This is a genomic window from Alistipes sp. AF48-12 (assembly GCF_003477565.1).
GTDB classification, from domain to species: Bacteria; Bacteroidota; Bacteroidia; order Bacteroidales; family Rikenellaceae; genus Alistipes_A; species Alistipes_A hominis.
The window spans coordinates 158,924-182,652 of the sequence record NZ_QUDJ01000003.1; the positions used below are offsets into that span (position 1 = coordinate 158,924).

Genomic DNA, 23,729 nt, shown 5'->3' on the forward strand with positions numbered 1-23,729 from the left:
TAAATCTGATCTTCATGGATACCAAACTGGTTATATTCGACCTTGACGGGACGCTGCTCGATACGATCGACGATCTGGCTGCCGCTACGAACCATGCGCTGCAACAGAACGGCTATCCGGCGCATGAACGTTCGGCATACCGTTATTTCGTCGGCAACGGCATTACCCGGCTGGTCGAACGCGCCCTGCCCGAAGCGGCGCGAGACGAAGAGACCGTCATGCGGGTGCGGCGGGATTTCGTGGACTATTACTCGGAACACAATACCGATCGTACCCGGCCCTATCCGGGGATCGAATCGCTGGTGGGGAAAATCGCGGAACGGGGCGTCCGTATGGCCGTCGCGTCGAACAAATATCAGGCGGCCACCGCCAAACTGATCGACCGTTATTTCCCGGCGGGTACGTTTTGCGTCGTGCTTGGCCAACGGGAAGGAATCGAGCCGAAACCCGACCCGACCATCGTGTTCGACATTCTTTGCGAAACGGGCTGCAAAAAAACGGAAACCCTTTATGTGGGCGATTCCAAAGTCGATATGTTGACCGCGGCCAACAGCGGACTGCGTTCGGTCGGCGTTACGTGGGGATTCCGTCCGCGCGCGGAACTTGAGGAACACGGCGCGAAATACATCATCGACGAGCCGGATCGGTTGCTCGAAATCCTTTAGAACAGTGTTTCCGCTGCGTCGAAAACAGTGCCTATTACGCCCGTGGCATTTGCAGCGTTGGATGCACTGACGGAGCACGTGTTCGCCCGTACGGAGATCGCGCACCTGTACGAACGGGTAAAACGATCGGCCGCGCGAACAAAAGTTCCGTCGCACGGCTGATCGTTCGCTTCCCGGATCGTTTATTTTTCGAGTGTTTCCAGCAGGCGTTCGATCGCTTGCTCCGGCGTATTCGTCTCGCCGAGCAGCGAAACGAATTTACTGCCGACAATGGCGCCGGACGCATGGTCGTAAGCGGCTTGCAGCGTCGCACGGTTCGAAATTCCGAATCCGATCATCCGCGGGTTACGCAGCCGCATTGCGTCGATCCGGCGGAAATAATCCTGTTTCCGGGCGTCGAAGTCCTGTTGCGCTCCGGTCGTGGCGCTCGATGAAACCATGTAGATGAAGCCGTCCGTATTGCTGTCGATCAGCCGGATACGTTCGTCGCTGGTCTCCGGTGTGATCAACATGATTACTTTGAGGCCGTAGCGTTCGGCGATGCTGCGGTAATGCTGCTGATACTCCTGGAACGGCAGGTCGGGGATGATGCATCCGTCGATGCCGCATTCGACGCATTTCCGGCAAAAGTTTTCGAACCCGAACCGAAGCACCGGGTTCAGATAACCCATCAGGATCAACGGGATTTCGACGGTTTTCCGGATGTCCGAAAGCTGCCCGAACAATCGTTTCAGGCTCATGCCGTTCCGAAGAGCCTGCGTGGCTGCGTGCTGGATCACTTCTCCGTCGGCCATCGGATCGCTGAACGGGATGCCGATTTCGATCAGGTCGATTCCCCTGTTTTCGAGGGCGCGGATAATCCCGGCGGTGCTGTCGGCGGTAGGGTAGCCGGCGCAAAAATAGACGGATAACAGTTTTTTATCCGCATGGCTGAAAAGTCGATTGATTCTGTTCATGTTTTCTTATTTTTTACATTTCATATCCTGAATAAATCGCGTTATTTTTTCGACGTCTTTGATACCCGGAGCCTGTTCGAATCGGCTGTTTAGGTCGTATCCGACCAGCCGGTCGTGACGGAACGCCTTCAAAGCCCGGACGTGTTCCGGGCCGATGCCGCCGCTGAGCAGGAACGGCGTTTGGCCGCGGTAAGCGTCGAGTACCGTCCAGTCGAAAGTTTTTCCGGAACCGCCGTAGGCCGGGGTTTTCGTATCGAAAAGGAAGTAGGAACAGGCGGCTTCGTAAGCGGCGGTCGCTTCGAGGTCGCCCGCCGTCCCGATCCGGAACGCTTTGATAACACGGAGTCCCCGATCTTGCAGTCGGAGGCAGTCGTCGGGCGATTCCGAACCGTGCAGTTGCAGGTAATCCAGTCCGAACTCCTTTGCGCGTACCTGAATATTTTCCACGGGCTCGTCAACGAAAACTCCGACCCGCCGGGCGTATTCCGGCATGAATGCGGGCAGGCTTTCCACCCGACGCGGCGACGGGGGATAAAAAACGAATCCCATCCAGTCGGCCCCGCTTAGGTCGATCCGCCGGATATTTTCCGGATCGCGCATTCCGCACACCTTAAAGATCATGGTTTTATAGATTTAAAGTTTTAATAAATGTGTCGAGTCCGTATCCGGGGTCGGCAGTTTTCATGAAATTCTCGCCGATCAGGAAGCCCCGGAAACCCGCTTCGCGCAGTTTCTTCACGGTTTCCGGATCCGAAATTCCGCTTTCGGACACCAACAGCCGGTCTTGCGGTAGCTGTCCTGCCAGCCGGAACGAGTTCCCGACGCGAGTGTCGAACGTACCTAAATTGCGGTTGTTGACGCCGATCATATCGACTTCGTCCGAGATGTAATCCAGCTCCTTTTCGCTGTGTATCTCAAGTAATACTTCCAGTCCTAGCCGATGCGCTGTCGCCGCCAGTTCCCGGCAACGGGCGAGCGGTAGCGCCGCTGCGATCAGCAATACCGCGTCGGCCCCGATCGCCCGGCTCTCGTAAAGCTGAAATTCGTCGATCGTAAAATCCTTACGCAGAATCGGAATGTCGATCTGCGGACGGGCTGCGATCAGGTCTTCGGCCGAACCTCCGAAATAGGGCGTATCGGTTAGGATCGACAGGGCGGCGGCTCCGTTGGCCTGGTAATCGGACGCGACCGTGCGGACATCGGCCTCCCGGTTAATCCATCCTTTCGATGGGGACCGCCGTTTGAATTCGGCGATGATGCCCGAGGTCGATGCCGCGAGCGCTTCGCGCATCGACCTGTGCGAACGGTTCTCGTCTATTTTACGTTCCAATGCGCTCCGGTCGGCCGTCCGTTTGAGTTGTTCCACGGCAATCCGTTTGGCTGCAATAATCTCCTGTAAGATGTCTTTCATCGTATTAGCTGTTCAGTTCGACGAATTTTTCGAATGTATGCAGGGCTTTTCCCGCCGCGAGCGACTCGCGGGCTTCGGCTATGCAGGTATCGATCGACTTTTCGGGACGCATTACCCGGATCGCGAAGGCCGCGTTTGCAATTACGCAATTGGACTGCGCCGGCGTAGCCGTGCCCTGTAATACCCGATCGAAAATGGCGGCGGCTTCTTCCGGAGTGTCGCCGCCGTACAGGTCGGCTTCCCGACAGCGCGCGAATCCGAGTTCTTCGGGCGAATAGAGCTTTTCGCTGTCCGGCATGGCCACTTTGAAATCCGACGTCAGCGAAATCTCGTCGTATCCGTCGAGGCTGTGCACGACGGCGAATTGCGTCCCGCTCTCCTGATACGTGTAATTGTACAGGCGCAGCAACGGCAGGTTGTAGACTCCGAGCAACTGGTATGTCGGCATCACCGGGTTGACTAACGGGCCCAGCATGTTGAAAAAGGTGCGAACGCCGAGCGCCTTGCGGATCGGGGCGACGGCTTTCAGCGCCCGATTGAACAGCGGGGCGTGCAGGTAAGCGATGTTGTACCGTTCGAGCGACCGACGCAGGGAATCGTTATCGGCCGTAAATTTCACGTCGTGCTGTTCCATCACGTTGCTCGCTCCGCTGACCGATGTCGCGCCGTAATTGCCGTGTTTGACGACCGGATAGCCGGCTCCCGCCACGACGAAACAGGCGCAGGTCGAAACGTTGAACGTGTTCTTGCCGTCGCCGCCGGTTCCGACGATGTCGATCGGCCCGAATTCGTTCAGGTCGACCGGAATCCGCATTTCCAGCAACGCTTCGCGGAATCCGATCAGTTCCTCGACCGAAATACTGCGCATTAGAAATACCGTAATCAACGAGGCGATCTGCGCGTCGTTGTATTTGCCCTGCGTGATTCCCTGCAGGATCTCCCGCGCTTCTTTTCGTCCCAGATATTGGTGTTCGAAAAGTTTATATAGGATCTCTTTCATGGCTTTATATCAGATGATTAATGACGAATGAAATTTTCGATGATCGCACAGCCCCGCGGCGTAAGCACCGATTCGGGGTGAAACTGCACGCCGTGCACGTCGTAGCGTGTGTGGCGCAATCCCATGATCCGTCCGTCGGCGTCTTCGGCCGTCACTTCGAGACAGTCCGGCAGCGTGTCGCGTCGTACGACCCACGAGTGGTAGCGTCCTACCTGCATTTCCGATTCCAGTCCGTCGAAGATATAATCGGCGGCCAGCAGCCTGATCGGGGTCTGCACTCCGTGATAGACGTTTTCGAGGTTTTCGAGCGTCCCGCCGAATGCCTGGCCGATCGCCTGCTCGCCGAGGCAGACCCCGAGAATGCTTTTTTCAGCGGCATAACGTTCGATCAGCGGCAGCAGGATGCCGGCCTCCTGCGGAATGCCGGGTCCCGGCGACAGGATGATCTTGTCGAATCGCGCGACCTCATCGAGCGTAATCCGGTCGTTGCGGAAAACCTCCGTGTCCGCGCCGAACTCTTTCAGGATATGCAACAGGTTGTAAGTAAACGAGTCGTAATTGTCGAACAAAAGTATTTTCATGGCATTAGTTTTTAAGGTTGACGGCGATATCGATCGCATTTTTCAGCGCGCGGAGTTTGTTATTCACCTCCTGCAGCTCGTTTTCCGGGATACTCTGTGCGACGATCCCGGCTCCGGCCTGATACCATAGTTCGTTGTTGCGGCTGACCAGCGTGCGGATCGTGATCGCCTGGTTCAAGTTGCCGTCCAGTCCGATAAATCCGATGCAGCCGCCGTAGGCGCCCCGGCTGTGCGGTTCGATCTCGGAGATCAACTGCATGGCGCGGACTTTCGGCGCGCCGCTCAGCGTGCCGGCGGGGAAGGTGTCGACGAATGTTTGAACCGGGTTGCTGTCCGGTTCGATCACGCCGCTGACGCGCGAAACCAGATGGATCACGTGGCTGTAATATTGCGGCTCCTTATAGAAATCTACTTTCACGTTTACGGCGTTGCGGCTCAGGTCGTTGCGGGCGAGATCGACGAGCATCACGTGTTCGGCGTTCTCCTTCGGATCCCGCAGCAGCGCGTCGGCCAGTTGCTTGTCTTTCAGCGCGTCGCCGGTGCGCCGGGTCGTACCGGCGATCGGATCGATACTGGCGCGGCCGTTCTGCACTTTGCAGTGGGTTTCCGGCGACGATCCGAAAATGCGAAACCCTCCGAAATTGAAATAGAAAAGGTAGGGCGACGGGTTGACGCTGCGCAGCGCGCGGTAGACTTTGAAGTCGTCCCCGGCATACGGCTGCACGAATCGCCGCGACAGTACGATCTGGAAAACGTCTCCGCGGCGGCAGTGGGCGACTCCCCTACGAACGAATTCCCGGTATTGCTCGTCGGTGATCGTGCTGTATTCTTTCCCTCGCAACGAGAAGTCGTAGGAAGCGAAATTGCGGTTGCCGATCACGCTTTCGATTTCGTGCAGACGCGTATTTTCGCCGTCCGAGAGTAGCTCGATCAACGTCAATTCATTCTTGAAATGATTGAATACTAATAAGTATTTATAAAGGATATACATTATGTCCGGCGCATCGTTCTGCGCGTCGTGGCTTTCGATCACCGGGATCTTCTCGAAGTATTTGACGGCGTCGAATGCCGTGTATCCGAACAGGCCGCAGCGTTCGGCCTGTTCGCCTTCGATCCGGAATTTTTTCAGGAATGCGTTCAGCGCGTCGGTCACGGAGAACGATTCGCCGACCGGCTCGCGGAATACCGTGCGGTCGGGGAAAGACATCCTACAAACATCGCCGTTCACGTCGAAGCTGGCCAGCGGACACAGCGCGATATAAGAGAGCGAATTTTCGCCGGCATGGAAATCGGAACTCTCCAGCAGGGCCGACTGCGGATAGATGTCGCGGACTTTCAGGTAGATGCTTACCGGCGTATGCAGATCCCCCAGAACCTGCTTGCAGGCGGTTTTATAACGAAATATTTTCATCGTTTTTCATTTGTTTGATATAGGTTTCGATATCTTTGTCGCCCCGGCCGGATACGGTCAACACGACGACGTCTTCCGGTTTGAAATGCATTTTCGGCAGCGCGCCCAGCGCGTGGGCCGATTCCAGGGCCGGGATGATACCTTCCAGACGCGTCAGTTCGAATGCGGCATACAGCGCTTCGTCGTCGTCGACAGCCAGCACGGTCGCCCGCTTTTGCGCGGCGAGGTTCGCGTGAACCGGACCGATGCCCGGATAATCCAATCCGGCCGAGATCGAGTAGGGCTCTTCGATCTGTCCGTCCTCGTTCTGCATGACCAGTGTTCTGGCCCCATGAATAATACCCTCTTCGCCTAAATGAATGGTTGCAGCCGACAATCCCGAGTCGACGCCTTTTCCACCGGCCTCGGCCAGTACGATCTTCACGCGCCGGTCGTCGATGTAGTGGTAAATCGTTCCGGCCGCATTGCTGCCGCCGCCGACACAGGCTATCAGGTAGTCCGGATAGTCGCGGCATTCCTGCTGCTGCAGTTGTTTGCGGATCTCCTCGCTGATGACCGATTGTAGCCGGGCCACCATATCGGGGTAAGGGTGAGGGCCGACCGTCGAGCCGATGATGTAGTGCGTGTCGGTCGGGTGACAGCACCAGTCGCGGATTGCCTCGTTCGTGGCGTCCTTCAGCGTCATGTTGCCCGAAGTGACCGGGCGCACTTCGGCGCCCAGCATTTTCATTTTCTGCACATTCGTGTGCTGACGTTCTACGTCGGTCTTGCCCATGTAGACGATGCACCGCATGTTTTTCAGCGCGCAGACCGTAGCGGTAGCCACACCGTGCTGCCCTGCGCCCGTTTCGGCGATGATACGGGTTTTGCCCATCTGTTGCGCGATCAGAATCTGTCCGATCGTATTGTTGATCTTGTGCGCTCCGGTATGGTTCAGGTCTTCGCGTTTGAGGTAGATCCTGCAGCCGTACCGTTCGGACAGGCGCCGTGCGAAATAGAGCGGGGAAGGGCGACCGACATAGTCGCGCAGCAGTTGATCGAATTCGCGGCGGAACGCTTCCGACTGCATAACGGTCAGGTAGTTGTCTTGCAGTTTTTTTACGCATCGGTAAAGAATTTCGGGAACGTAAGCCCCGCCGAACCTGCCGTAATAGCCGTTTTCGTCTACTTGAAATGTTTTCATCGGTTTCGTTTTTATGATTTTGTTTTAGTCGTCATACGGAAAGAGCCCTGTCGTAAGTACGACAGGGCTCTTTGTTATCTTTGGTTTCGTTTTGAACAGATACGCGAGTCCGCAACCTTACGACTGAGGAAGTTGTAGGATGCGCCACCACCAATTATTCAAACGGAATGCTTTCATTTTCGTTTCTGTTTACGGTTCAAAGGTAGGAATAGTTTTAAAAAATCAAAAACATTTTTGTAAAAAACCGATCTATTGATACGAAAAACCGACCGATCCCTTGATTATCTCCATGATTGGCAGTATATTCGTTTCAACAATCTGATAAAACCGAAAAAATTATGAAAGTCGTCAATAATCCGGCCCTGAGGAGTGTCTTCGCCATCGTGCTGGGACTGATTCTGGTTTTGTGGCCGGCCGCCACGATCAATTATCTGGTCATCGTGATCGGCGTGCTGTTCCTGGTGCCGGGCCTGATCGCGATGATCGGTTATCTGATGCGCGATAAAGAACGTTATCCCGATGCGGCGTTCCCGATCGAAGGCGCCGGAAGCGCGCTGTTCGGACTGTGGCTGATCGTGATGCCCGCCTTTTTCGTCAACATCCTGATGTATGTGCTCGGAGCGCTGCTGGTGATAGCCGGGATTCAGCAAATCGCATCGCTGGCTTCGGCCCGCCGGTGGACGCAGGTGCCCGGTTTCTTCTACGTGGTGCCGGTACTGGTCCTGATCTGCGGAATCGTCATCCTGTTCGACCCGTTCAGCGTCGCCGAAACGGCGTTCATTCTGTTCGGCATTACCAGCATGGTTTACGGGATATCCGGTTTGATCAACGGATTCCGGTTCAGAAAGCCGAAAACGGAATAACTATCTTACGGCGCAGGAACTTCCCGTGCGTCCCCGCGCGCCGGGTTGAAGATCATGAATCCGATCGACACCCCGATCTTGTTCGGCAGCCACTCGTGCGAGCCATTGAACGGATCGGGCTTTTCGAGTTGTACGGGACGGTGGGGATACAGGTCGATCGTGCCGTCGAGGCTATAACCGTTGTACCAGCTTAGCATGTATGACCATCCGAAATAGGCGTCCAGCAGCCAACGGTCGGCGAACTGGTATTCGAAGCCGCCGCAGATACCGATCATCATCCCGTACCCTTTGCTGTACCGGTTTTCGAGGAACCAGCCGTCCGAAAACTGCGGTTTCGACATTTTGAATCCCATCATACCCATGTTGGCGCCGAGATACCAGCCCCGGTTGTGTTGCTTGAAATAGCGGCGGTATTCGGTCATGAGAATTCCGAATTTCATCGGCTTGTCGACACCGTGGTCGTTGACGTATTTCCAGGGAGAAAAAACGATTTCGGTCTGGAAAGTCGATTTCGGAGAAACGGTGAATTCCACGGCCGGATTGATAACGCCCACCAGGCGTAAAGGCCGTTCAGTTTCGCGTAGATCTGAGCGTCGAGCCGCTGCGTCGGCAGCGATAACGCGAACAGGATCAAAAGAGTCTTCAGGATCGGTTTCATGCAAAGGGGCTGTTATGGATCGGATTCGTTTACGGAACAAATGTACGCATAAGATCCGGATCGACAATGTTTTTGCTCGTTCGGAATATCTGCTTCTCCGTAATTCGACCGCAGGAGAGATTCGGCTGCGGTATGATCCGAGCGGTTTCGCGTTTTTTAAACTCCAGAACCGTGTTCTTCGCAGTACCGCAGCGAAAAATCGTACAAGGATCCGAGCGCCGCGGCGGGATCGTCCGGATGTATCAGCACCGTTCGGGCTCCGATTCTCCGGCCGAACTCCATGTCGCTGCCGCTGTCGCCGACCAGTATGGTCTTCGAAAAATCGATGTCCGGAAAGTCCCTGCGGGCTTGCAAGGCCATACCGGTATTCGGCTTCCGGTTCGGGCTGTCTTCGTTCCGGTCGGCACAGTAGTAAACGGCGTCGATCCGGCCTCCGCCGGCGGCGACCGCTTCGATCATTCTCCGGTGGATCGTCCGCAGGGCCTCTTCGGTCATCACTCCTTTCCCGACGCCGCGCTGATTGGTGACGACGACGATATGCCGGAAAAGCGGACTCAGCATCCTCAGCGCTTCGATCGCTCCATCGGTAAATTCGAATTCGTCCCACGATTTGACGTAATCGTGCGGACGCAGTACGTTGATGACCCCGTCCCTATCCAGAAACAGCGTGTCGAAAGCGGTTTGCACGGTCATCGCGGAAACAGCGTTTTGAAATCCGTATCGGCTTTTTCGTAATCTTCAGGAATGCCGATGTCGATGAAATAACCGTCGCTCGCATATCCGGTGAGCAGACAATCCCGCACTCGTTGCTGCAAAATATCCGTTTCGAACGAGAACCGTTCGGACGGGAAGTCCAGCAGTCCCGATTTTTTGTCGACCAGGTAGACGCCGCCGTTGATCTGTCCGCGCGGGCAGTATTTTTTTTCGCGGAACGCGACGATCCTCCCCTGCGGAGCGGTTTCGACTACGCCGTAACGCGAGAAATCGGTCATCGGTTTCAGCGCGATCGTCGCGGCGGCTCCGCTCGCCCGGTGTACGCGGGCCATTTCGTCCGTATCGACGTCGAAGAACGTGTCCCCGTTCAGGATATAGACTTCGTCTCCGTCCGTCCGGCTCAGCGCCTGCCGGACGGCTCCGCCCGTTCCCAGAGGAGTTTCCTCCAGCGAGCAGCGTATCTCAAAATCCCATTTTTCGCCGGCGAGCCACCGCTGTACCGATTCGTGCATGTAGCCGAGGGCGAGTACCACGCGCGTAAAGCGCCGGACTTCCATATATTTTAACAAATAGTATAAAAACGGACGTCCTGCCACGGGCGCCATGCATTTGGGCAGATCGCTGACCACGCTGCGCAGGCGCGTTCCGAGGCCTCCCGCCAGTACGATTCCTTCGCGTTGTTCCATACTCATATACTCCATGTAAATAAACCGTCTTTTACGAATTGATAAGTTTTGAAAATCCCGTTGAACGGGGCGAGCGACTGCATGACCTGGTAGCGCTTGAAATCCGGGCAATAGAAGACCATGAACCCGCCGCCGCCGGCTCCGAGTACCTTGCCGCCCAGCGCGCCGGCTTCGAGCGCCGTTTCGTAGATCCGGTCGATCAGCGGGTTCGATATCGAAGAGGCCATCTTTTTTTTGTAGACGAACCCTTCGTGCAGCAACTCCCCGATCCGGTCGATCCGTCCGGTCAGCAGCGCTTCCTTCATTTCGGTCGCCTGCTCTTTGATGACATGCATCGCCCCGACGGAGTCCCTGTCGTTGTTCGTCACGTTGCGCTGCTGCTCTTCGATGATTCTGGCGGAGATCCTGCTTTGCGATGTGTAAAAAAGTAACAGATTGTTCTCCAGTTCGTTCGTGCAAGCCTTGTCCACCCGGAGCGGATTGACGATCACTTTATCGTCCTTGAAAAATTCCATGTAATTGAAGCCTCCGAACGTGGCGGCGTACTGATCCTGCTTTCCGCCGGCCATCCCCAGTTCGCCCCGTTCGATCCGGTAGGCCAGACTGGCGATATCGTAACTGCCCAACGGCAGCCTGAGCCACTCTACGAATGCACCGGCAATGGCTACCGCCAGCGTCGACGACGATCCGAGTCCCGATCCGGCCGGAGCGTCCACATAGGTGCACAAGCGGAATCCCCCGTCGATCCGGTGACGGCTGCGGAAATGATTGCAGACGGCTTTCAGCAGATCCATATTTCCGTCGATCGGCAGATCCCCGTGCAGGCCGTATTCGGAGGCGAGTCCCTGATCGAGCGTCTGCAAGACGATTTTCCGTTCGGACAGCGGTTCGATGCTGGCGCGAGCATAGAGGGAGATCGTCGCGTTCAGGACGCTCCGCCGTAAATATCCGAATAGGGACTGACATCCGTTCCTCCGCCGGCGAAGCCGATTCGTAGCGGAGCCTTGCTTCGATAAATCATGTCTGCGATTTTTGACAGGTACAAATATAACGCATTTATCGACACGACCTCCGGAATCCGGAAATCCGCTTCGGCGCGGATTTCCGGATTTCATTTTGTCCGGGAATGCGATTAGGTGCCTAAATGGCTTATTGCAAGATTTATAGATGCGGCGAAACGTGCTGCGAAACGATAAAATACGTATAAAAGTTCGATAAACAGCGTATGGTCGTTGCAGAATTCAAAAATCGTTTTTACTTTTGTGCCCGCCGGGCCGGGAAAACGGCGGCGGTTTTTCGAAACGGTTCTTATAAAACGGGCGGATACCAGAGTGGCCAAATGGGGCAGACTGTAAATCTGCTGTCTTTCGACTTCGGTGGTTCGAATCCATCTCCGCCCACACGTAATCCGGTGTATACCGGCATGATTTTGCGGAAGTAGCTCAGTCGGTAGAGCATTAGCCTTCCAAGCTAAGGGTCGCGGGTTCGAATCTCGTCTTCCGCTCTGATTTCACAGGGCCGCTCATAGAGCGGTTTTTTCGTATCCTGTTACATACGCTAATCCCGAACGACATGGTAAATATACTACGAGGAGCCTGCAGAATTGCTGTTCTTGCAATTTTCGCGGGGCAATATTCGTGTATCGACAAGCAATACGATCTGTCCGATCTGGATACGGACGATATTACGATCGGAAACGACCTGACCCTGCCGCTCGGGACGGGAGTTATTTCTGCGGGAGATATTATCAACGTCGGGGATAACGACGAGATCACGATCGACGACGCCGGAAATTACGTGGCGCGGTATTCCGGCGGGATCGACGTGGATATGCCCGGCGGAGTGGGTTTCGGGGATTCCGAATTTCCGGAATCCCGGCTCGACATTCCGCTCGTCCCGGGAAAACATCCCCACGATTATCCGGAGGATGCCGAGATCGAACTCGGCGAATCCGCCGTCGAACTCAACCTGACGACGGACGATATCGCCCGGCTCGATTCCGTTCTGTTCGATAACCGCAACGGGGCGTCGCGCCTCGGACTGGAACTTTCCGTCGACAACCTTCGGCTCGACGGCGGAGATGCCGAAATGGTGTTCCGCGCATCTTTCCCGGAAGGATACCGCCTGGCTGCCGAAACCGGGCAGGATGGCAGTTTCACCGGTTCCGAATATACTTGTACGATCCCGATGCGGGAACTGGCCGGCAGCCAGAAAACGGTACGCCTCCTGTTGCAAAAAGCGGTCGTCGGCGCGGACGACCGGATCGCGTATAACGCTTCGCTCCGGATCAAAAAGGGTTCTTCGCTGTCCGTTTCGGGGAGTCCCGGGCTCCGAATTTCAGGGGGGATCTCGTCGCCCGACTTCCGGGTGATTTACGGATTGATCGACGATAATTTTACGGCGGGACAGGTTGATATCGCGACCGAAGGACTCGACGACCTGTTCGACGGCGACGACAACGTGCTGAGCTTTGCCGATCCGCGCATCCGGCTGACGGCGCAGAGCAACATCGGGATCCCGCTACGGGCATCGTTCGCGATGACTTCGGTCAACGATCGCTCCGGCGCTACGGAGTCGGTTACGGTCGACCGCATCACGATGAATGCTCCCGGCGCTTACGGACAAACCGCCGTCAGCAACATCTGGCTCGGCGCTTCCGACCGTGACGTTCCGGCGGAATATACATTCACGGCATGTCCGGTCAACGATCTGATCCGGATCTCTCCGGACGATATAGCGATTCGTACGGAGGTACGCACGGATACCGACTTGACCGATTCGCGCGCCTGCTTCTATCCGAAAGACGCTTTCGCCCGGATCGCCTACACGGCCGAGATTCCGCTCGCTCCCGCCGCCGATTTCCGAGGACAGACCGATCAGACGGTCGACGAAGTATTCGACGCGGATCTGATCGATTACCTGTTTTCCGGCGGCTCGGCCGAAATTTACGGTCGTGTGACCAACTCCCTGCCGCTGAATTTCGATATGAACCTGATCGTTACGGATGCGGCGGACGTTCCGGTCGGAATCGATTTCGAGCCGCAAAAGGTCAAGGGCGGCGGTCTGGGAACCGACGGCGAAGTCAGCGATGTATCGTTCGTCATTACAGAAGCGGACATGCCTAAAATGAAAAATGCCCGTAACCTCCGCATCCGGCTCGAAGCTTATTGCGACGACGCGCTGGCCGGACGGCACCTGCGACCGGATCAGCAGGCCAAGCTGACGCTGAAACTTCGCAAGAGCGGAGGAATCAATATCACCACCAACGAATAAGACAACCGAAAGAGGTTATAAACTCCCGACCCGATTATGAAGAAATTCCTATTGCTCGCCTGCTTGTCGTGCGGTTTTCTGACGGCTGCGGCACAGCAACTGCGCACCGCATATTTTATGGACAAGGCTACGCTGAGAACCTCGATGAATCCGGCCTTCCGTCCGGTCCGGGGATTCGTTGCCATCCCGGCCGCGGGTTCCGTTTCGGCGATGTACGCCTCGAACGGCATGGCTCTGGGCGATCTGTTTTACCGGACAGACGGACGCCTGGTGACTTTTATGGACCCGTCGGTTCCTGCTGAATCTTTCCTGCGCAGACTTAAGACGAACAACCAGTTGAATGCCGACATAGCGACCGAGATCGTTTCGGCCGGCTGGTTTTCCGGGCACGGTTTCTGGACGATCGGTATCGGAGTCAAGGGAACCGTCAGCGGCAACGTTCCCAAATCGCTGTTCGAATTCATGAAATACGGCTCGGGGCCGGAAGGAACGACTTACGATATCAAGAAACTGCACGTATATGCCGACTTTTACGTAGACGTATCGGTCGGATACTCGCACCCGCTGAACGGTCGTTGGACGATCGGCGGAAAATATAAGTTCTTGGTCGGAGCCGGCAATGCGGACGTCTATTTCAATAATCTGCACGCCGTTATGAACGGGGACGCATGGCGGATTACTTCGGAAGGGTATATGTCCGCTTCGGTACAGGGGCTGCGCCCGAAATTCAGCACCGACAAGAACGACCGGGAATACATCGACGGGTTCGACTATCATTCGCCCGGAGCGGCCGGTTACGGAAGCGCCATCGATTTCGGAGCGACCTTTAAAGTACTGGACAATTTTACGGTTTCCGGAGCGGTGATCGATTTCGGATTCATTACGTGGAGCAAACGCTCGACGGTCAACGGCGCGGCAAAGGGCGATTTCGATTTCGACGGTTTCGACCTGCCGATCGGAGACGATCAGCCGGACAACTCGATGAGCGACCAGATGGACGACCTGACCGGCAACCTGCAAAACCTGTTTCATTTTTCGGAGACCCCTTCGCGGAGTCGCACTACATTGCTGCGCAGTACGATCAACGTGGGCGCCGAGTATTCCGTAGCGCAGAACCGGGTCGGCTTCGGCCTGCTTTCCAGCACCCGCATCTACAAGCCGAAAATCTATACCGAACTGACCGCTTCGGTCAATTATCGTCCGATCGACTGGTTCGCCGCGACGGTCAGCTATTCGTTCGTTCACAGCGCTTTCAAGACGTTCGGTTTCGCGCTTAACTTCAGCCCGTCGTGGATCAACTTCTTTGTCGGCAGCGATTATATGTTTACCAAGGTGAATCCGCAGTTCATTCCGATCAAAGCTTCCGCGGCCAATCTGTACTTCGGGCTCAGCGTTCCGCTCCGGAAAGAACGGCAATGTCGGCGGTAATCGAATTTCTTCGTACATAATTCGGGCTAAGTTTTGGTATTTTAAAAATAAATATTACTTTTGTCCCCGCAAAACCAAAGGTGCCGCACCCGAGGTTTCGATATGAAATATTGCTGTTTTAGCTCAGTGGTAGAGCACTTCCTTGGTAAGGAAGAGGTCACGAGTTCAAGTCTCGTAAACAGCTCACGGTCATAAAAAGGACGCTTTTCAGCGTCCTTTTTACGTATTCCGTTCGACGGACGATTTTAGATTCGCTTCGTTTGCGAAAGGGCGATTCGGTAACATTATTTTTCAATCGACCGTTCCAGTTTTTTCGCCGGAACCGCCCAGGCGGTCGCTACGACGACGTAGCAGCCGATCGAGACCGCGATATGGACGAAGATCGCCGCGATACTGAGTTGGTAGAGCGCTTTTTTCCTGCCGTTGTTCAGCGTCACGGCGACCGGATCAGGGCGCGTTCCCGCATCCGGAAGGCAACGGCGCTCGCAAACAGCACCCCGCCGCTAAACGCTTCCTGTCTTCCTTTTTGCATCGAGTCGTTTTCGGTACGCCTGTGCAAATTATGTTCCGTACCGGCCGAATCCGCGATCCGTTTTCGTTTTTAAAGGGCGTAAAACGAGCCGTTCCGTAAAAAGGCAGAAAGATTTCGAACGACAGTCGGCCGTGTTCGATTGTGTTATTTCGGAAAAATATCCTATATTTGATACCGGCAGCAGACCGGAGTACGTAGCGCTCCGGTACGAAAAAGAAACTATCGTGCGCGAAGCGAATGCCGACGGCGTATTCAAAGACGAGATTGATGAGCCGGACGGACTGCGCCACGGCGACGTTTTCCGTGCCGGACAAAAAGTAATAACGATATGAAGATAACGAAGATATTGTGCCTCACGGCGACGGCCGTGCTTGTTACGATGCACACCCGTGGCGAGGAGCGCGCTTTCGATCCGGTAGAATACGCCAATCCGCTGATCGGAACGCAGTCTACTTACGAACTGTCGACCGGCAATACCTATCCGGCGATCGCCAGGCCGTGGGGCATGAACTTCTGGACGCCCCAGACCGGCAAAATGGGAAACGGCTGGATTTATGTTTACACGGCCGATAAGATCCGGGGATTCAAACAGACGCACCAGCCCAGTCCGTGGATCAACGATTACGGACAGTTCTCGCTGATGCCCCTGACCGGCCGCCCCGAATTCGATGAGAACAAACGGGCAAGCTGGTTTTCGCACAAAGCCGAAACGGCCAAGCCGTACTATTATAGCGTTTATCTGGCGGATTACGACGTAACGACGGAAATCACCCCGACCGACCGGGCCGCCATGTTCCGTTTTACGTTTCCGAAAGGGGACTCGTACGTAGTCGTCGATGCTTTCGACCGGGGTTCCTTCGTGCGCGTCATTCCCGAGGAGAACAAGATCATCGGCTATACGACCCGCAACAGCGGCGGCGTTCCGAAAAATTTCAAGAACTACTTTGTTATCGTTTTCGACAAGCCTTTCACGTTCTGCAAAACGGTCGTCAACGGTTCGATGACCGATGCTTCGGAGCAAACCGGTGATCATACGGGAGCCGTCATCGGATTCGGCACCCGGCGCGGAGAGGTCGTGCATGCGCGGGTAGCCTCTTCTTTTATCAGTTTCGAGCAAGCGCAGCTGAACCTGCAGGAACTCGGCCGTAACTCGTTCGACCGGATCGTCGCGCAGGGGAAATCGGCCTGGAACGAAGCGATGAGCCGCATATACGTAGAGGGCGGCAGCGACGACCAACTGAGCACGTTCTATTCCTGCCTGTACCGGTCGCTGCTGTTTCCGCGGAAATTTTACGAGATCGACGCGCGGGGAACGGTCGTTCATTACAGTCCGTACAACGGGAAGGTGTTGCCCGGCTACCTGTACACGGATACCGGTTTTTGGGATACGTTCCGCAGCCTGTTTCCGCTGCTGAACCTGATGTATCCGTCGCAGAGCCGGGAGATGCAGGAAGGATTGCTGAACACCTACCGCGAGAGCGGTTTTTTCCCGGAGTGGGCGAGTCCCGGTCACCGCGGCTGCATGGTGGGGAACAATTCGGCTTCCGTACTAACGGACGCTTACCTCAAAGGCGTGAAGGTCGGGGATGCGGAAATGCTGTACGAAGGGTTGGTGCATGGCACGCAGGCCGTTCATCCGAAAGTGTCTTCTACCGGACGCCTCGGATACGAATATTACAACCGCCTGGGATACGTTCCCTACGATGTCAAAATCAATGAAAGCGCCGCGCGCACGCTTGAATATGCTTACGACGACTGGTGCATTTCGCGACTGGCCGCAGCATTGGGAAAGCCCCGGTCAGAAGTCGAGTTGTACGAGAAGCGGGCGATGAATTACCGGAACCTGTTCGATCCGGAGACCCGTCTGATGCGCGGCCGCAACCGCAACGGGGCGTTTATGAGCCCGTTCTCGCCGCTGAAGTGGGGCGACGCTTTCACGGAAGGGAACAGTTGGCACTATACCTGGAGCGTTTTTCACGACCCGCAGGGGTTGGTCGATCTGATGGGCGGTCCGGACGGTTTCGTGCAGATGCTGGATTCGGTATTCAACGTTCCGCCGCTGTTCGACGACAGCTATTACGGCGGAATTATCCACGAGATCCGGGAGATGCAGGTGATGAATATGGGAAACTACGCTCACGGCAATCAGCCGGTGCAGCACATGATCTACCTGTACGATTATGCCGGCCAGCCGTGGAAGGCGCAGTACTGGCTCCGCGAGGTGATGAACCGTTTGTACAACAGCCGGGCGGACGGCTACTGCGGAGACGAGGATAACGGGCAAACTTCGGCTTGGTATGTCTTTTCCGCCCTCGGTTTTTATCCGGTCTGTCCGGGTACCGACCAGTATGTAATGGGAGCGCCGTTGTTCCGCAAGGCGGTGCTCCGATTCGAAAACGGGAAGTTGTTCACGATCGAGGCGCCGGAGAACGGCCCCGGGAACCGTTACATCCGCTCCGCGTCGCTGAACGGAGAAAAATATACGAAAAATTACCTTACCCACGGCAATCTGCTGCGGGGAGGTAAATTGCAGGTGAAGATGGATCGCGTTCCGAATAAAAAGCGGGGAATCGCCCCGGAAGATTTTCCGTATTCGTTTTCGACGGAAAGGAAGCATCCGGTATCGCCCGGGCAACCGGCTGACAAATAATACAATGAGGCCGTTGACTGGCGGGAAGAGCCGTTTCGGGAAAATCGAGGATTCAGTTTAACAAAATATCGGACAATATTTATTTAATTTACAATGATCTTATAAATATAAAATAGCGGATTTTTCGAAAGATTGTGCTATTTTTATTATAGCAACAGCCCAAAAAAAGGAATTTTGCACGGAGTGTTTGAAAAAAATGTTAATTTTGTCTCGTTGCTTTCGGGCGACGAGCTTGTTTGAACACGGAAAGTGTTAGGCTTTATTCTCGTTGATAGAATCTGGTAAATTCAAAAGAATGGAGAATAAGCAAAATTCTCTCACGTCCTATACTGTTAAGTATAGCGTGGGCTGTTGCTTATTTAACATTCGCAGGTTTGCCAGAACCTTATCAGCTTGAATAAGTCTACAGGCCCACGCTTTTCTTTTGTTGCAAAAAACCGGAGGGGCGCCGGTTGTAAATCGGTTTTGCGGTTATGGAAAGATATGTCATTTTGGAAATTTATCATTTGCCGTCCGGTAATGACATGGCGAGCGCCGTTATAGTCCGGGATGACGATCGCACGCTGAAGTACAACGTACTGCTGCAGTCTAAGCCGAATCCCGGAAACGACGGAAAAAAGCCTGTTATGGTGTGCAAATTCAACAAGGCGTGCAACAGCATCGAGACCCAGTTCATTTGTCATGCCTCCGACAATTCCGAATTATCCAAATGGACTAAAAATACCGTTATAATTAACGATTTTTAAAATAGATTTATTGTAAACCCGCCCGTCAGTCGGATTCGGTCAGACGGATCTGTTGTCCGTCCATGGCGATCTTCCCCTGTTTCATCAGGTAACCGGCGCTGCGCTTGAACGTTTTTTTGCTCATCTGAGTAAGTTGCCGGATCTTTTCGGGTTTACTGTCGTCATTCACCGGCAGCGCATTTCCGTTTTTACGCAGGATCTCCAACAGCCGTTCGGCCGATTTTTTAACTTCGTCGTACCCCTGGCCCTGCAAGGCGAGGTCAACCCGATTGTCGTCGGTAATGCGAACGATGTAAGCTTTCATTCGATCGCCGACCGCTACGGGCTGGAAAATCTGGTTGCGGTAGATCATACCCCAATGCCGGTCGTTGATCACGACGCGGAATCCGATCGGAGTCTCGGTGGCTATCAGGATATCGACTTCCTCGCGCGGGGATACCGTCAGCTCGACGTTGTTGATAAATCCTTTCAGGTAAGTCGTCGCAACGACGCGTCCGGTAATGTTGTCCGTATAGAGGTAGACCGGATACTTTTTCCCGATATCCAGGCGCGACGACTGATTCCGGTTGGGCAGGAACAGGTCTTTGGCCGGGAGCCCCCAGTCCAGAAATGCTCCGTGAACCGTTTTATCGACCACTTTCAGGCAGGCCGTCTGGCCGACCGTCGCCAGCGGGCGTTCGGTCGTAGCCACCAACCGGTCTTCCGAATCGTGGTAAACGAAAACTTCCAGCGAAATCCCGGGTTTGTAATCGACGGATACGTAACGATTCGGCAACAGCACTTCGTTCCCGTCTTCGTCCGCGAGATAGAGTCCGTAGTCCGAAATCCGATTGACTTTGAGCGTATAATAATGACCTGCTACCAACATGATGGAAATTATTTTTCGTAAAAATAAGTTATTTCCGGCACATATCATCTTTTTTAGCTCAATAAACTTGCCGGCGTTACCGTTAAATCGGGATTGCGCGGCTTCGCCGGGGCTTCCGGTAGCGAATATTTTCGTATCTTTGTATGTTAATCAGAAATCGAACACCTATGAAATACGTTATCTGTACGCTCCTGCTGACGGTTTCCGTCGCGGCTTGCGCCCAACCTCCGCTGATGCCTGCGACGACCGATCCGTGCGCTCCGGTCGTCGTTCCGTCGCTTCCCCGCGAATTGAATTTTGCCGGCGAGCCGGTGCCGCTCGGAAATTACGATACCCGTGAGAGCCTGCTGCGCGAAGTGCTGACGACGATGTACCTGCACTCGCGGACGACGCAAACGCTGCTGGCGACGACGCGCTACTTTCCGGTGATCGAACCGATCCTGAAAAAATACGGTATCCCGGACGATTTCAAATACCTCTGCATGGCCGAAAGCGGACTGGATCCGGATGTCCGTTCCGGAGCCGGGGCCGCCGGACTGTGGCAATTGATGCCTCCTTATGCCAAATCGGCCGGACTGTTCATGTCCGGCGGCGTCGACGAACGTTACCATATCGAACGGGCGACCGAAGCCGCCTGCAAGTATTTGGCGGATGCGAAAGCCCGTCTCGGCAGTTGGACGCTGGCGGCGGCATCGTTCAACGCGGGGATAGCCGGCATCTCCAGGCGTCTCGAAAAACAGGGCGTGAATTCCTATTACGACCTGTTTCTGCCCGACGAGACCATGCGGTATGTTTTCCGGGTACTCGCTTTCAAACTGATCGCTTCCGACCCGGAAACCTACGGATACCGGATCGCACGGGAGGACTATTATCAACCGTTGACCGATTACCACGAGGTCACCGTGGACAATGCGGCCATCGACTGGTCCGCCGTAGCGCGCAGCAACGGGACGACCTACAAGATGTTGCGGGAACTGAACCACTGGATACGCGATTACGATTACGATAATAAAGCGCGCCGCAGTTTCGTTATCAAGGTGCCCAACGGAGGATTCCGTACCGACGATTAATCCGGACGCGGGGCGTGAAGAAAATACAATGTCTGAGAACAATACGATAAAAATATACGGAGCGCGGGTACACAACCTGAAAAACGTGGATGTGGAGATTCCCCGCGATTCGCTGACCGTCATAACGGGGCTTTCGGGCTCAGGGAAATCGTCGCTGGCTTTCGATACGATCTATGCCGAAGGACAGCGCCGCTATCTGGAAACGCTGTCGACCTATGCGCGGCAGTTCGTCGGAACGATGGAGCGTCCCGATGTGGACAAGATCACCGGGCTGAGTCCCGTGATCTCCATCGAGCAAAAGACTACGAACAAAAATCCGCGTTCGACGGTCGGAACGGTAACCGAAATCAACGACTTCCTACGGCTGCTGTTCGCCCGCGCGTCGGATGCCTATTCTCCGGTAACGGGCGAAAAGATGGTACACCATACCGACGATCAGATCGGCAATCTGATCCTTCGGAACTTCGACGGTCGGAAAATCGCCTTGTTGACTCCGCTGGTGTGCGGTCGCAAAGGACATTACCGGGAATTGTTCGAAGGATTGGCTAAAAAAGGCTATCTGTATGCCCGGGTCGACGGCGAAATCCGAGAAATTTTCGCGGGGTTGCGACTCGATCGTTATAAGATCCACTACGTTGAACTGGTCGTCGACCGGCTCGTCGTGAAACCGGATGTCCGCAGCCGTTTGCTGAAAAGCTTGCAGGAGGCGATGCGGCAAGGGAAGGGCACGATGATGGTGTACGATTACGACGACGACAACGTCCGGTTTTACAGCCGGCACCTGATGTGCCCCACCAGCGGAATCGCGTTCAACGAGCCGGCTCCGCACTCTTTTTCGTTCAATTCGCCGCAAGGGGCCTGCCCGCACTGCAACGGGCTGGGCGAAGAGGCCGTGTTCGATATGGAGCGGATCGTTCCCGACGGCGGCAAATCGATCCGCGACGGCGGGGTCGAACCGTTGGGGCGCTACCGCAACAACCTGCTTTTCGCCGAATTGGAAGCCCTGGGACGGAAATACGACTTTACGATCGACGATCCGATCGAATCGCTGAACGAGGAGGCGTTGAATGCCGTGTTGTACGGAGACAGCGAACCGTTGCGAATCGATGCGCGCGAATTGGGCGGTACGGGCAATTACATGGTTTCGTGGGAAGGCGTAGCGGATTATATAGAGAAGCAGCGCGACGATTCTGCGTCCAGCAAAGGGGACAAATGGAAGGAACAATTCGTCGTCCGGCGCGTATGCAGCGTCTGCGGAGGCAGCCGGCTACGCAAGGAAGCGCTCTATTTCAAAATCGACGGAAAAAACATCGCCGAATTGTCGGCGCTCAGTATCGAGGAATTCGCCCTCTGGATGGAAGGCATCGAAAAACGCCTTTCGAAAAAACAGGAGCAGATCGCACACGAAATTCTGAAAGAGATCCGCGAACGACTTCGTTTTCTGCTGGACGTCGGACTGGGCTACCTGTCGCTGAACCGCAGCTCGCGTTCGCTGTCCGGCGGGGAGAGCCAGCGGATCCGGCTGGCGACTCAGATCGGGTCGAAACTGGTCAACGTGCTTTATATCCTCGACGAACCGAGCATCGGATTGCATCAGCGCGACAATATCAAACTGATCAACAGTCTGAAGGCATTGCGCGACGCGGGGAATTCGGTAATTGTCGTGGAACACGACGAAGACATGATCCGCAATGCCGACTGGGTCGTGGACGTAGGGCCGCGAGCCGGTGTCCGCGGCGGAGAGGTCGTGGTATCCGGAACGTTGCAACAGGTTATGGAGTCCGGCGGAATCACGGCCGATTACCTGACCGGCCGCCGGCGGATCGAACTGCCCGAAAAACGCCGCACGGGGAATGGAAAACACATCGTGGTACACGGGGCGAGGGGAAATAACCTGAAAAATATAACCGTCGATTTTCCGCTCGGCGAGATGATCTGCGTGACGGGGGTCAGCGGCAGCGGCAAATCCTCGCTGGTAAACGCCACGCTGCGGTATGCCATTGCCCGTGAACTCTACAACTCCTATGAACAGCCGCTCGAACACGACCGGATCGAGGGTATTGAGCACATCGACAAACTGATCGTCGTCGACCAATCGCCGATCGGGCGGACGCCGCGCAGCAATCCGGCGACCTATTCGAACGTCTTCGGCGATATCCGCAAATTGTTCGAATCGACTCCCGACGCCCAGATCCGCGGATTCAAAGCCGGACGTTTCTCGTTCAACGTGAAAGGGGGCCGTTGCGAAGCCTGCCGAGGAGCCGGCGTACAAACGATCGAGATGAATTTTCTGCCCGACGTCTACGTCAAGTGCAACGTCTGCGGCGGACACCGCTACAACCGCGAGACGCTCGAAGTAAAATATAAAGGGAAGAACATCGACGACGTGCTGAACATGACGATCAACCAGGCGGCCGCATTTTTCGAAGCGATCCCGTCGATTCACATGAAACTGAAAGCAATCCAGGACGTGGGCCTCGGATACCTGCGGCTCGGCCAGCCCTGTACGACGCTGTCCGGCGGCGAAAGCCAGCGGATCAAGCTGTCGACCGAACTGGCCAAACGCGATACCGGCCGGACGCTCTACATTCTGGACGAGCCGACTACCGGGCTTCATTTCGAAGATGTGCGCGTATTGCTGGACGTACTGAACAAGCTGGTAGACAAAGGGAACACCGTGATTGTGATCGAACATAACCTGGATGTGGTCAAGGTCTCGGACTACCTGATCGACATCGGCCAGGAGGGCGGTTCCGGAGGCGGGCGCCTGATCGCAACCGGAACGCCGGAACAGGTCGCCTCCGTTAAGAAAAGCTATACGGGACAATTCCTGAAACCGTTATTGAAACGTTAACCTTCTGTCGCTGTTGCGGACAATGCGATTCGCGGCTGTCCGCGATCCTATTCTCATTGTTGAAAACAAGTTGACAAACTATAAACAAAAGAGCGCTTTATGTTTATAAGCGCTCTTTTGTTGTTTGTAGTTTTATCGAAATCGGTCGACAGAATGTTTACAACCTGTCGATAACTACCG

The 23,729-nt window shown here is 55.1% G+C and carries 22 protein-coding genes and 3 tRNA genes; 11 read left to right on the plus strand and 14 right to left on the minus strand.

Annotation, left to right across the window (positions count from 1 at the left end):
- The first annotated feature begins 14 nt into the window (after nucleotides 1-14).
- Together DW082_RS02955 and DW082_RS14880 are read left to right on the plus strand one after the other, a co-directional pair.
- Entirely contained in the window at nucleotides 15-665 is a 651-nt protein-coding gene (locus DW082_RS02955) for an HAD family hydrolase (protein WP_055205939.1), read from the plus strand.
- Between the two features lie 27 nt (nucleotides 666-692).
- Entirely contained in the window at nucleotides 693-827 is a 135-nt protein-coding gene (locus DW082_RS14880) for a hypothetical protein (protein WP_259335481.1), read from the plus strand.
- A 20-nt stretch (nucleotides 828-847) separates the two neighbouring features.
- On the opposite strand, the gene trpA is transcribed toward DW082_RS14880, so the two are convergent.
- Genes trpA through trpB form a run of 7 tightly spaced genes read right to left on the minus strand, consistent with a single transcriptional unit; the run spans nucleotide 848 to nucleotide 7,207 of the window.
- Nucleotides 848-1,621: a tryptophan synthase subunit alpha gene (gene trpA, locus DW082_RS02960; protein ID WP_055205937.1), complete on the minus strand. Its 774-nt coding sequence runs from the start codon at nucleotides 1,619-1,621 to the stop codon at nucleotides 848-850.
- A gap of 6 nt (nucleotides 1,622-1,627) precedes the next feature.
- Nucleotides 1,628-2,242, minus strand: coding sequence for a phosphoribosylanthranilate isomerase (locus DW082_RS02965; protein WP_101573261.1), 615 nt, complete (start codon nucleotides 2,240-2,242; stop codon nucleotides 1,628-1,630).
- Nucleotides 2,243-2,246: 4 nt separating this feature from the next.
- Nucleotides 2,247-3,032 (minus strand): indole-3-glycerol phosphate synthase TrpC, encoded by a 786-nt coding sequence (gene trpC / locus DW082_RS02970; protein ID WP_101573259.1) that lies wholly within the window; start codon nucleotides 3,030-3,032, stop codon nucleotides 2,247-2,249.
- Nucleotides 3,033-3,036: 4 nt separating this feature from the next.
- Nucleotides 3,037-4,032 carry an anthranilate phosphoribosyltransferase gene (trpD, locus tag DW082_RS02975; protein WP_118457250.1) on the minus strand — a complete coding sequence of 332 codons (996 nt, stop codon included), beginning with the start codon at nucleotides 4,030-4,032 and terminating at the stop codon, nucleotides 3,037-3,039.
- Between the two features lie 17 nt (nucleotides 4,033-4,049).
- Nucleotides 4,050-4,613, minus strand: coding sequence for an aminodeoxychorismate/anthranilate synthase component II (locus DW082_RS02980; protein ID WP_055205929.1), 564 nt, complete (start codon nucleotides 4,611-4,613; stop codon nucleotides 4,050-4,052).
- Nucleotides 4,614-4,617: 4 nt separating this feature from the next.
- Nucleotides 4,618-6,024 (minus strand): anthranilate synthase component I family protein, encoded by a 1,407-nt coding sequence (locus DW082_RS02985; RefSeq protein WP_118457252.1) that lies wholly within the window; start codon nucleotides 6,022-6,024, stop codon nucleotides 4,618-4,620.
- Nucleotides 6,005-7,207 carry a tryptophan synthase subunit beta gene (gene trpB, locus DW082_RS02990; RefSeq protein WP_118457254.1) on the minus strand — a complete coding sequence of 401 codons (1,203 nt, stop codon included), beginning with the start codon at nucleotides 7,205-7,207 and terminating at the stop codon, nucleotides 6,005-6,007. The genes DW082_RS02985 and trpB overlap by 20 nt, the downstream gene beginning before the upstream one ends.
- 338 nt (nucleotides 7,208-7,545) lie before the next feature.
- On the opposite strand from trpB, the gene DW082_RS02995 reads away from it, so the two are divergent.
- Entirely contained in the window at nucleotides 7,546-8,070 is a 525-nt protein-coding gene (locus DW082_RS02995) for an HdeD family acid-resistance protein (RefSeq protein WP_118457256.1), read from the plus strand.
- Between the two features lie 5 nt (nucleotides 8,071-8,075).
- Here DW082_RS02995 and DW082_RS03000 read toward each other — a convergent pair whose 3' ends face one another.
- From DW082_RS03000 to DW082_RS03015, 4 genes are all read right to left on the minus strand, one after another.
- On the minus strand, nucleotides 8,076-8,624 hold the full coding sequence (locus DW082_RS03000) for a DUF3575 domain-containing protein (RefSeq protein ID WP_310648296.1): 549 nt from the start codon (nucleotides 8,622-8,624) through the stop codon (nucleotides 8,076-8,078).
- Nucleotides 8,625-8,884: 260 nt separating this feature from the next.
- Nucleotides 8,885-9,421: an HAD-IIIA family hydrolase gene (locus DW082_RS03005; protein ID WP_118457258.1), complete on the minus strand. Its 537-nt coding sequence runs from the start codon at nucleotides 9,419-9,421 to the stop codon at nucleotides 8,885-8,887.
- Complete coding sequence (locus DW082_RS03010; RefSeq protein ID WP_228385777.1) at nucleotides 9,418-10,143, minus strand: nucleotidyltransferase family protein; 726 nt, start codon at nucleotides 10,141-10,143, stop codon at nucleotides 9,418-9,420. Before DW082_RS03010 ends, DW082_RS03005 begins: the two co-directional genes overlap by 4 nt.
- Nucleotides 10,131-10,991: a dehydrogenase gene (locus DW082_RS03015; RefSeq protein WP_259335482.1), complete on the minus strand. Its 861-nt coding sequence runs from the start codon at nucleotides 10,989-10,991 to the stop codon at nucleotides 10,131-10,133. Before DW082_RS03015 ends, DW082_RS03010 begins: the two co-directional genes overlap by 13 nt.
- Nucleotides 10,992-11,445: 454 nt before the next feature.
- Between DW082_RS03015 and DW082_RS03020 the strand changes: the two genes are divergently transcribed.
- The 5 genes from DW082_RS03020 to DW082_RS03040 all read left to right on the plus strand — a co-directional run bounded on the left by DW082_RS03020 (nucleotide 11,446) and on the right by DW082_RS03040 (nucleotide 15,013).
- Nucleotides 11,446-11,528: transfer RNA gene (locus tag DW082_RS03020), tRNA-Tyr, on the plus strand.
- Nucleotides 11,529-11,559: 31 nt separating this feature from the next.
- Nucleotides 11,560-11,632, plus strand: a tRNA-Gly gene (locus tag DW082_RS03025).
- A 68-nt stretch (nucleotides 11,633-11,700) separates the two neighbouring features.
- Nucleotides 11,701-13,401, plus strand: coding sequence for a DUF4621 domain-containing protein (locus tag DW082_RS03030; protein WP_118457260.1), 1,701 nt, complete (start codon nucleotides 11,701-11,703; stop codon nucleotides 13,399-13,401).
- A 36-nt stretch (nucleotides 13,402-13,437) separates the two neighbouring features.
- Nucleotides 13,438-14,829, plus strand: coding sequence for a DUF5723 family protein (locus DW082_RS03035; protein ID WP_257937104.1), 1,392 nt, complete (start codon nucleotides 13,438-13,440; stop codon nucleotides 14,827-14,829).
- A 112-nt stretch (nucleotides 14,830-14,941) separates the two neighbouring features.
- Nucleotides 14,942-15,013: transfer RNA gene (locus tag DW082_RS03040), tRNA-Thr, on the plus strand.
- 100 nt (nucleotides 15,014-15,113) lie between these two features.
- Here the strand turns inward: DW082_RS03040 and DW082_RS14440 are convergent.
- Nucleotides 15,114-15,266, minus strand: coding sequence for a hypothetical protein (locus DW082_RS14440; protein WP_180951570.1), 153 nt, complete (start codon nucleotides 15,264-15,266; stop codon nucleotides 15,114-15,116).
- A gap of 474 nt (nucleotides 15,267-15,740) precedes the next feature.
- On the opposite strand from DW082_RS14440, the gene DW082_RS03050 reads away from it, so the two are divergent.
- Nucleotides 15,741-18,011 carry a GH92 family glycosyl hydrolase gene (locus DW082_RS03050; RefSeq protein WP_253906365.1) on the plus strand — a complete coding sequence of 757 codons (2,271 nt, stop codon included), beginning with the start codon at nucleotides 15,741-15,743 and terminating at the stop codon, nucleotides 18,009-18,011.
- Between the two features lie 359 nt (nucleotides 18,012-18,370).
- Here DW082_RS03050 and DW082_RS14245 read toward each other — a convergent pair whose 3' ends face one another.
- Both DW082_RS14245 and DW082_RS03060 read right to left on the minus strand, forming a co-directional pair.
- A complete protein-coding gene (locus tag DW082_RS14245) occupies nucleotides 18,371-18,694 on the minus strand; it encodes a hypothetical protein (RefSeq protein ID WP_125147263.1) in 324 nt (107 codons plus the stop codon).
- Nucleotides 18,695-18,782: 88 nt separating this feature from the next.
- Entirely contained in the window at nucleotides 18,783-19,625 is an 843-nt protein-coding gene (locus DW082_RS03060) for a S1 RNA-binding domain-containing protein (RefSeq protein ID WP_118457262.1), read from the minus strand.
- 167 nt (nucleotides 19,626-19,792) lie between these two features.
- On the opposite strand from DW082_RS03060, the gene DW082_RS03065 reads away from it, so the two are divergent.
- Nucleotides 19,793-20,695, plus strand: a complete 903-nt coding sequence (locus DW082_RS03065) for a lytic transglycosylase domain-containing protein (protein WP_118457264.1) — start codon at nucleotides 19,793-19,795, stop codon at nucleotides 20,693-20,695.
- Between the two features lie 28 nt (nucleotides 20,696-20,723).
- The gene (gene uvrA, locus DW082_RS03070; protein WP_118457266.1) at nucleotides 20,724-23,549 is read left to right on the plus strand and encodes an excinuclease ABC subunit UvrA; all 2,826 of its coding nucleotides are present in this window, start codon (nucleotides 20,724-20,726) and stop codon (nucleotides 23,547-23,549) included.
- Nucleotides 23,550-23,729 lie beyond the last annotated feature (180 nt).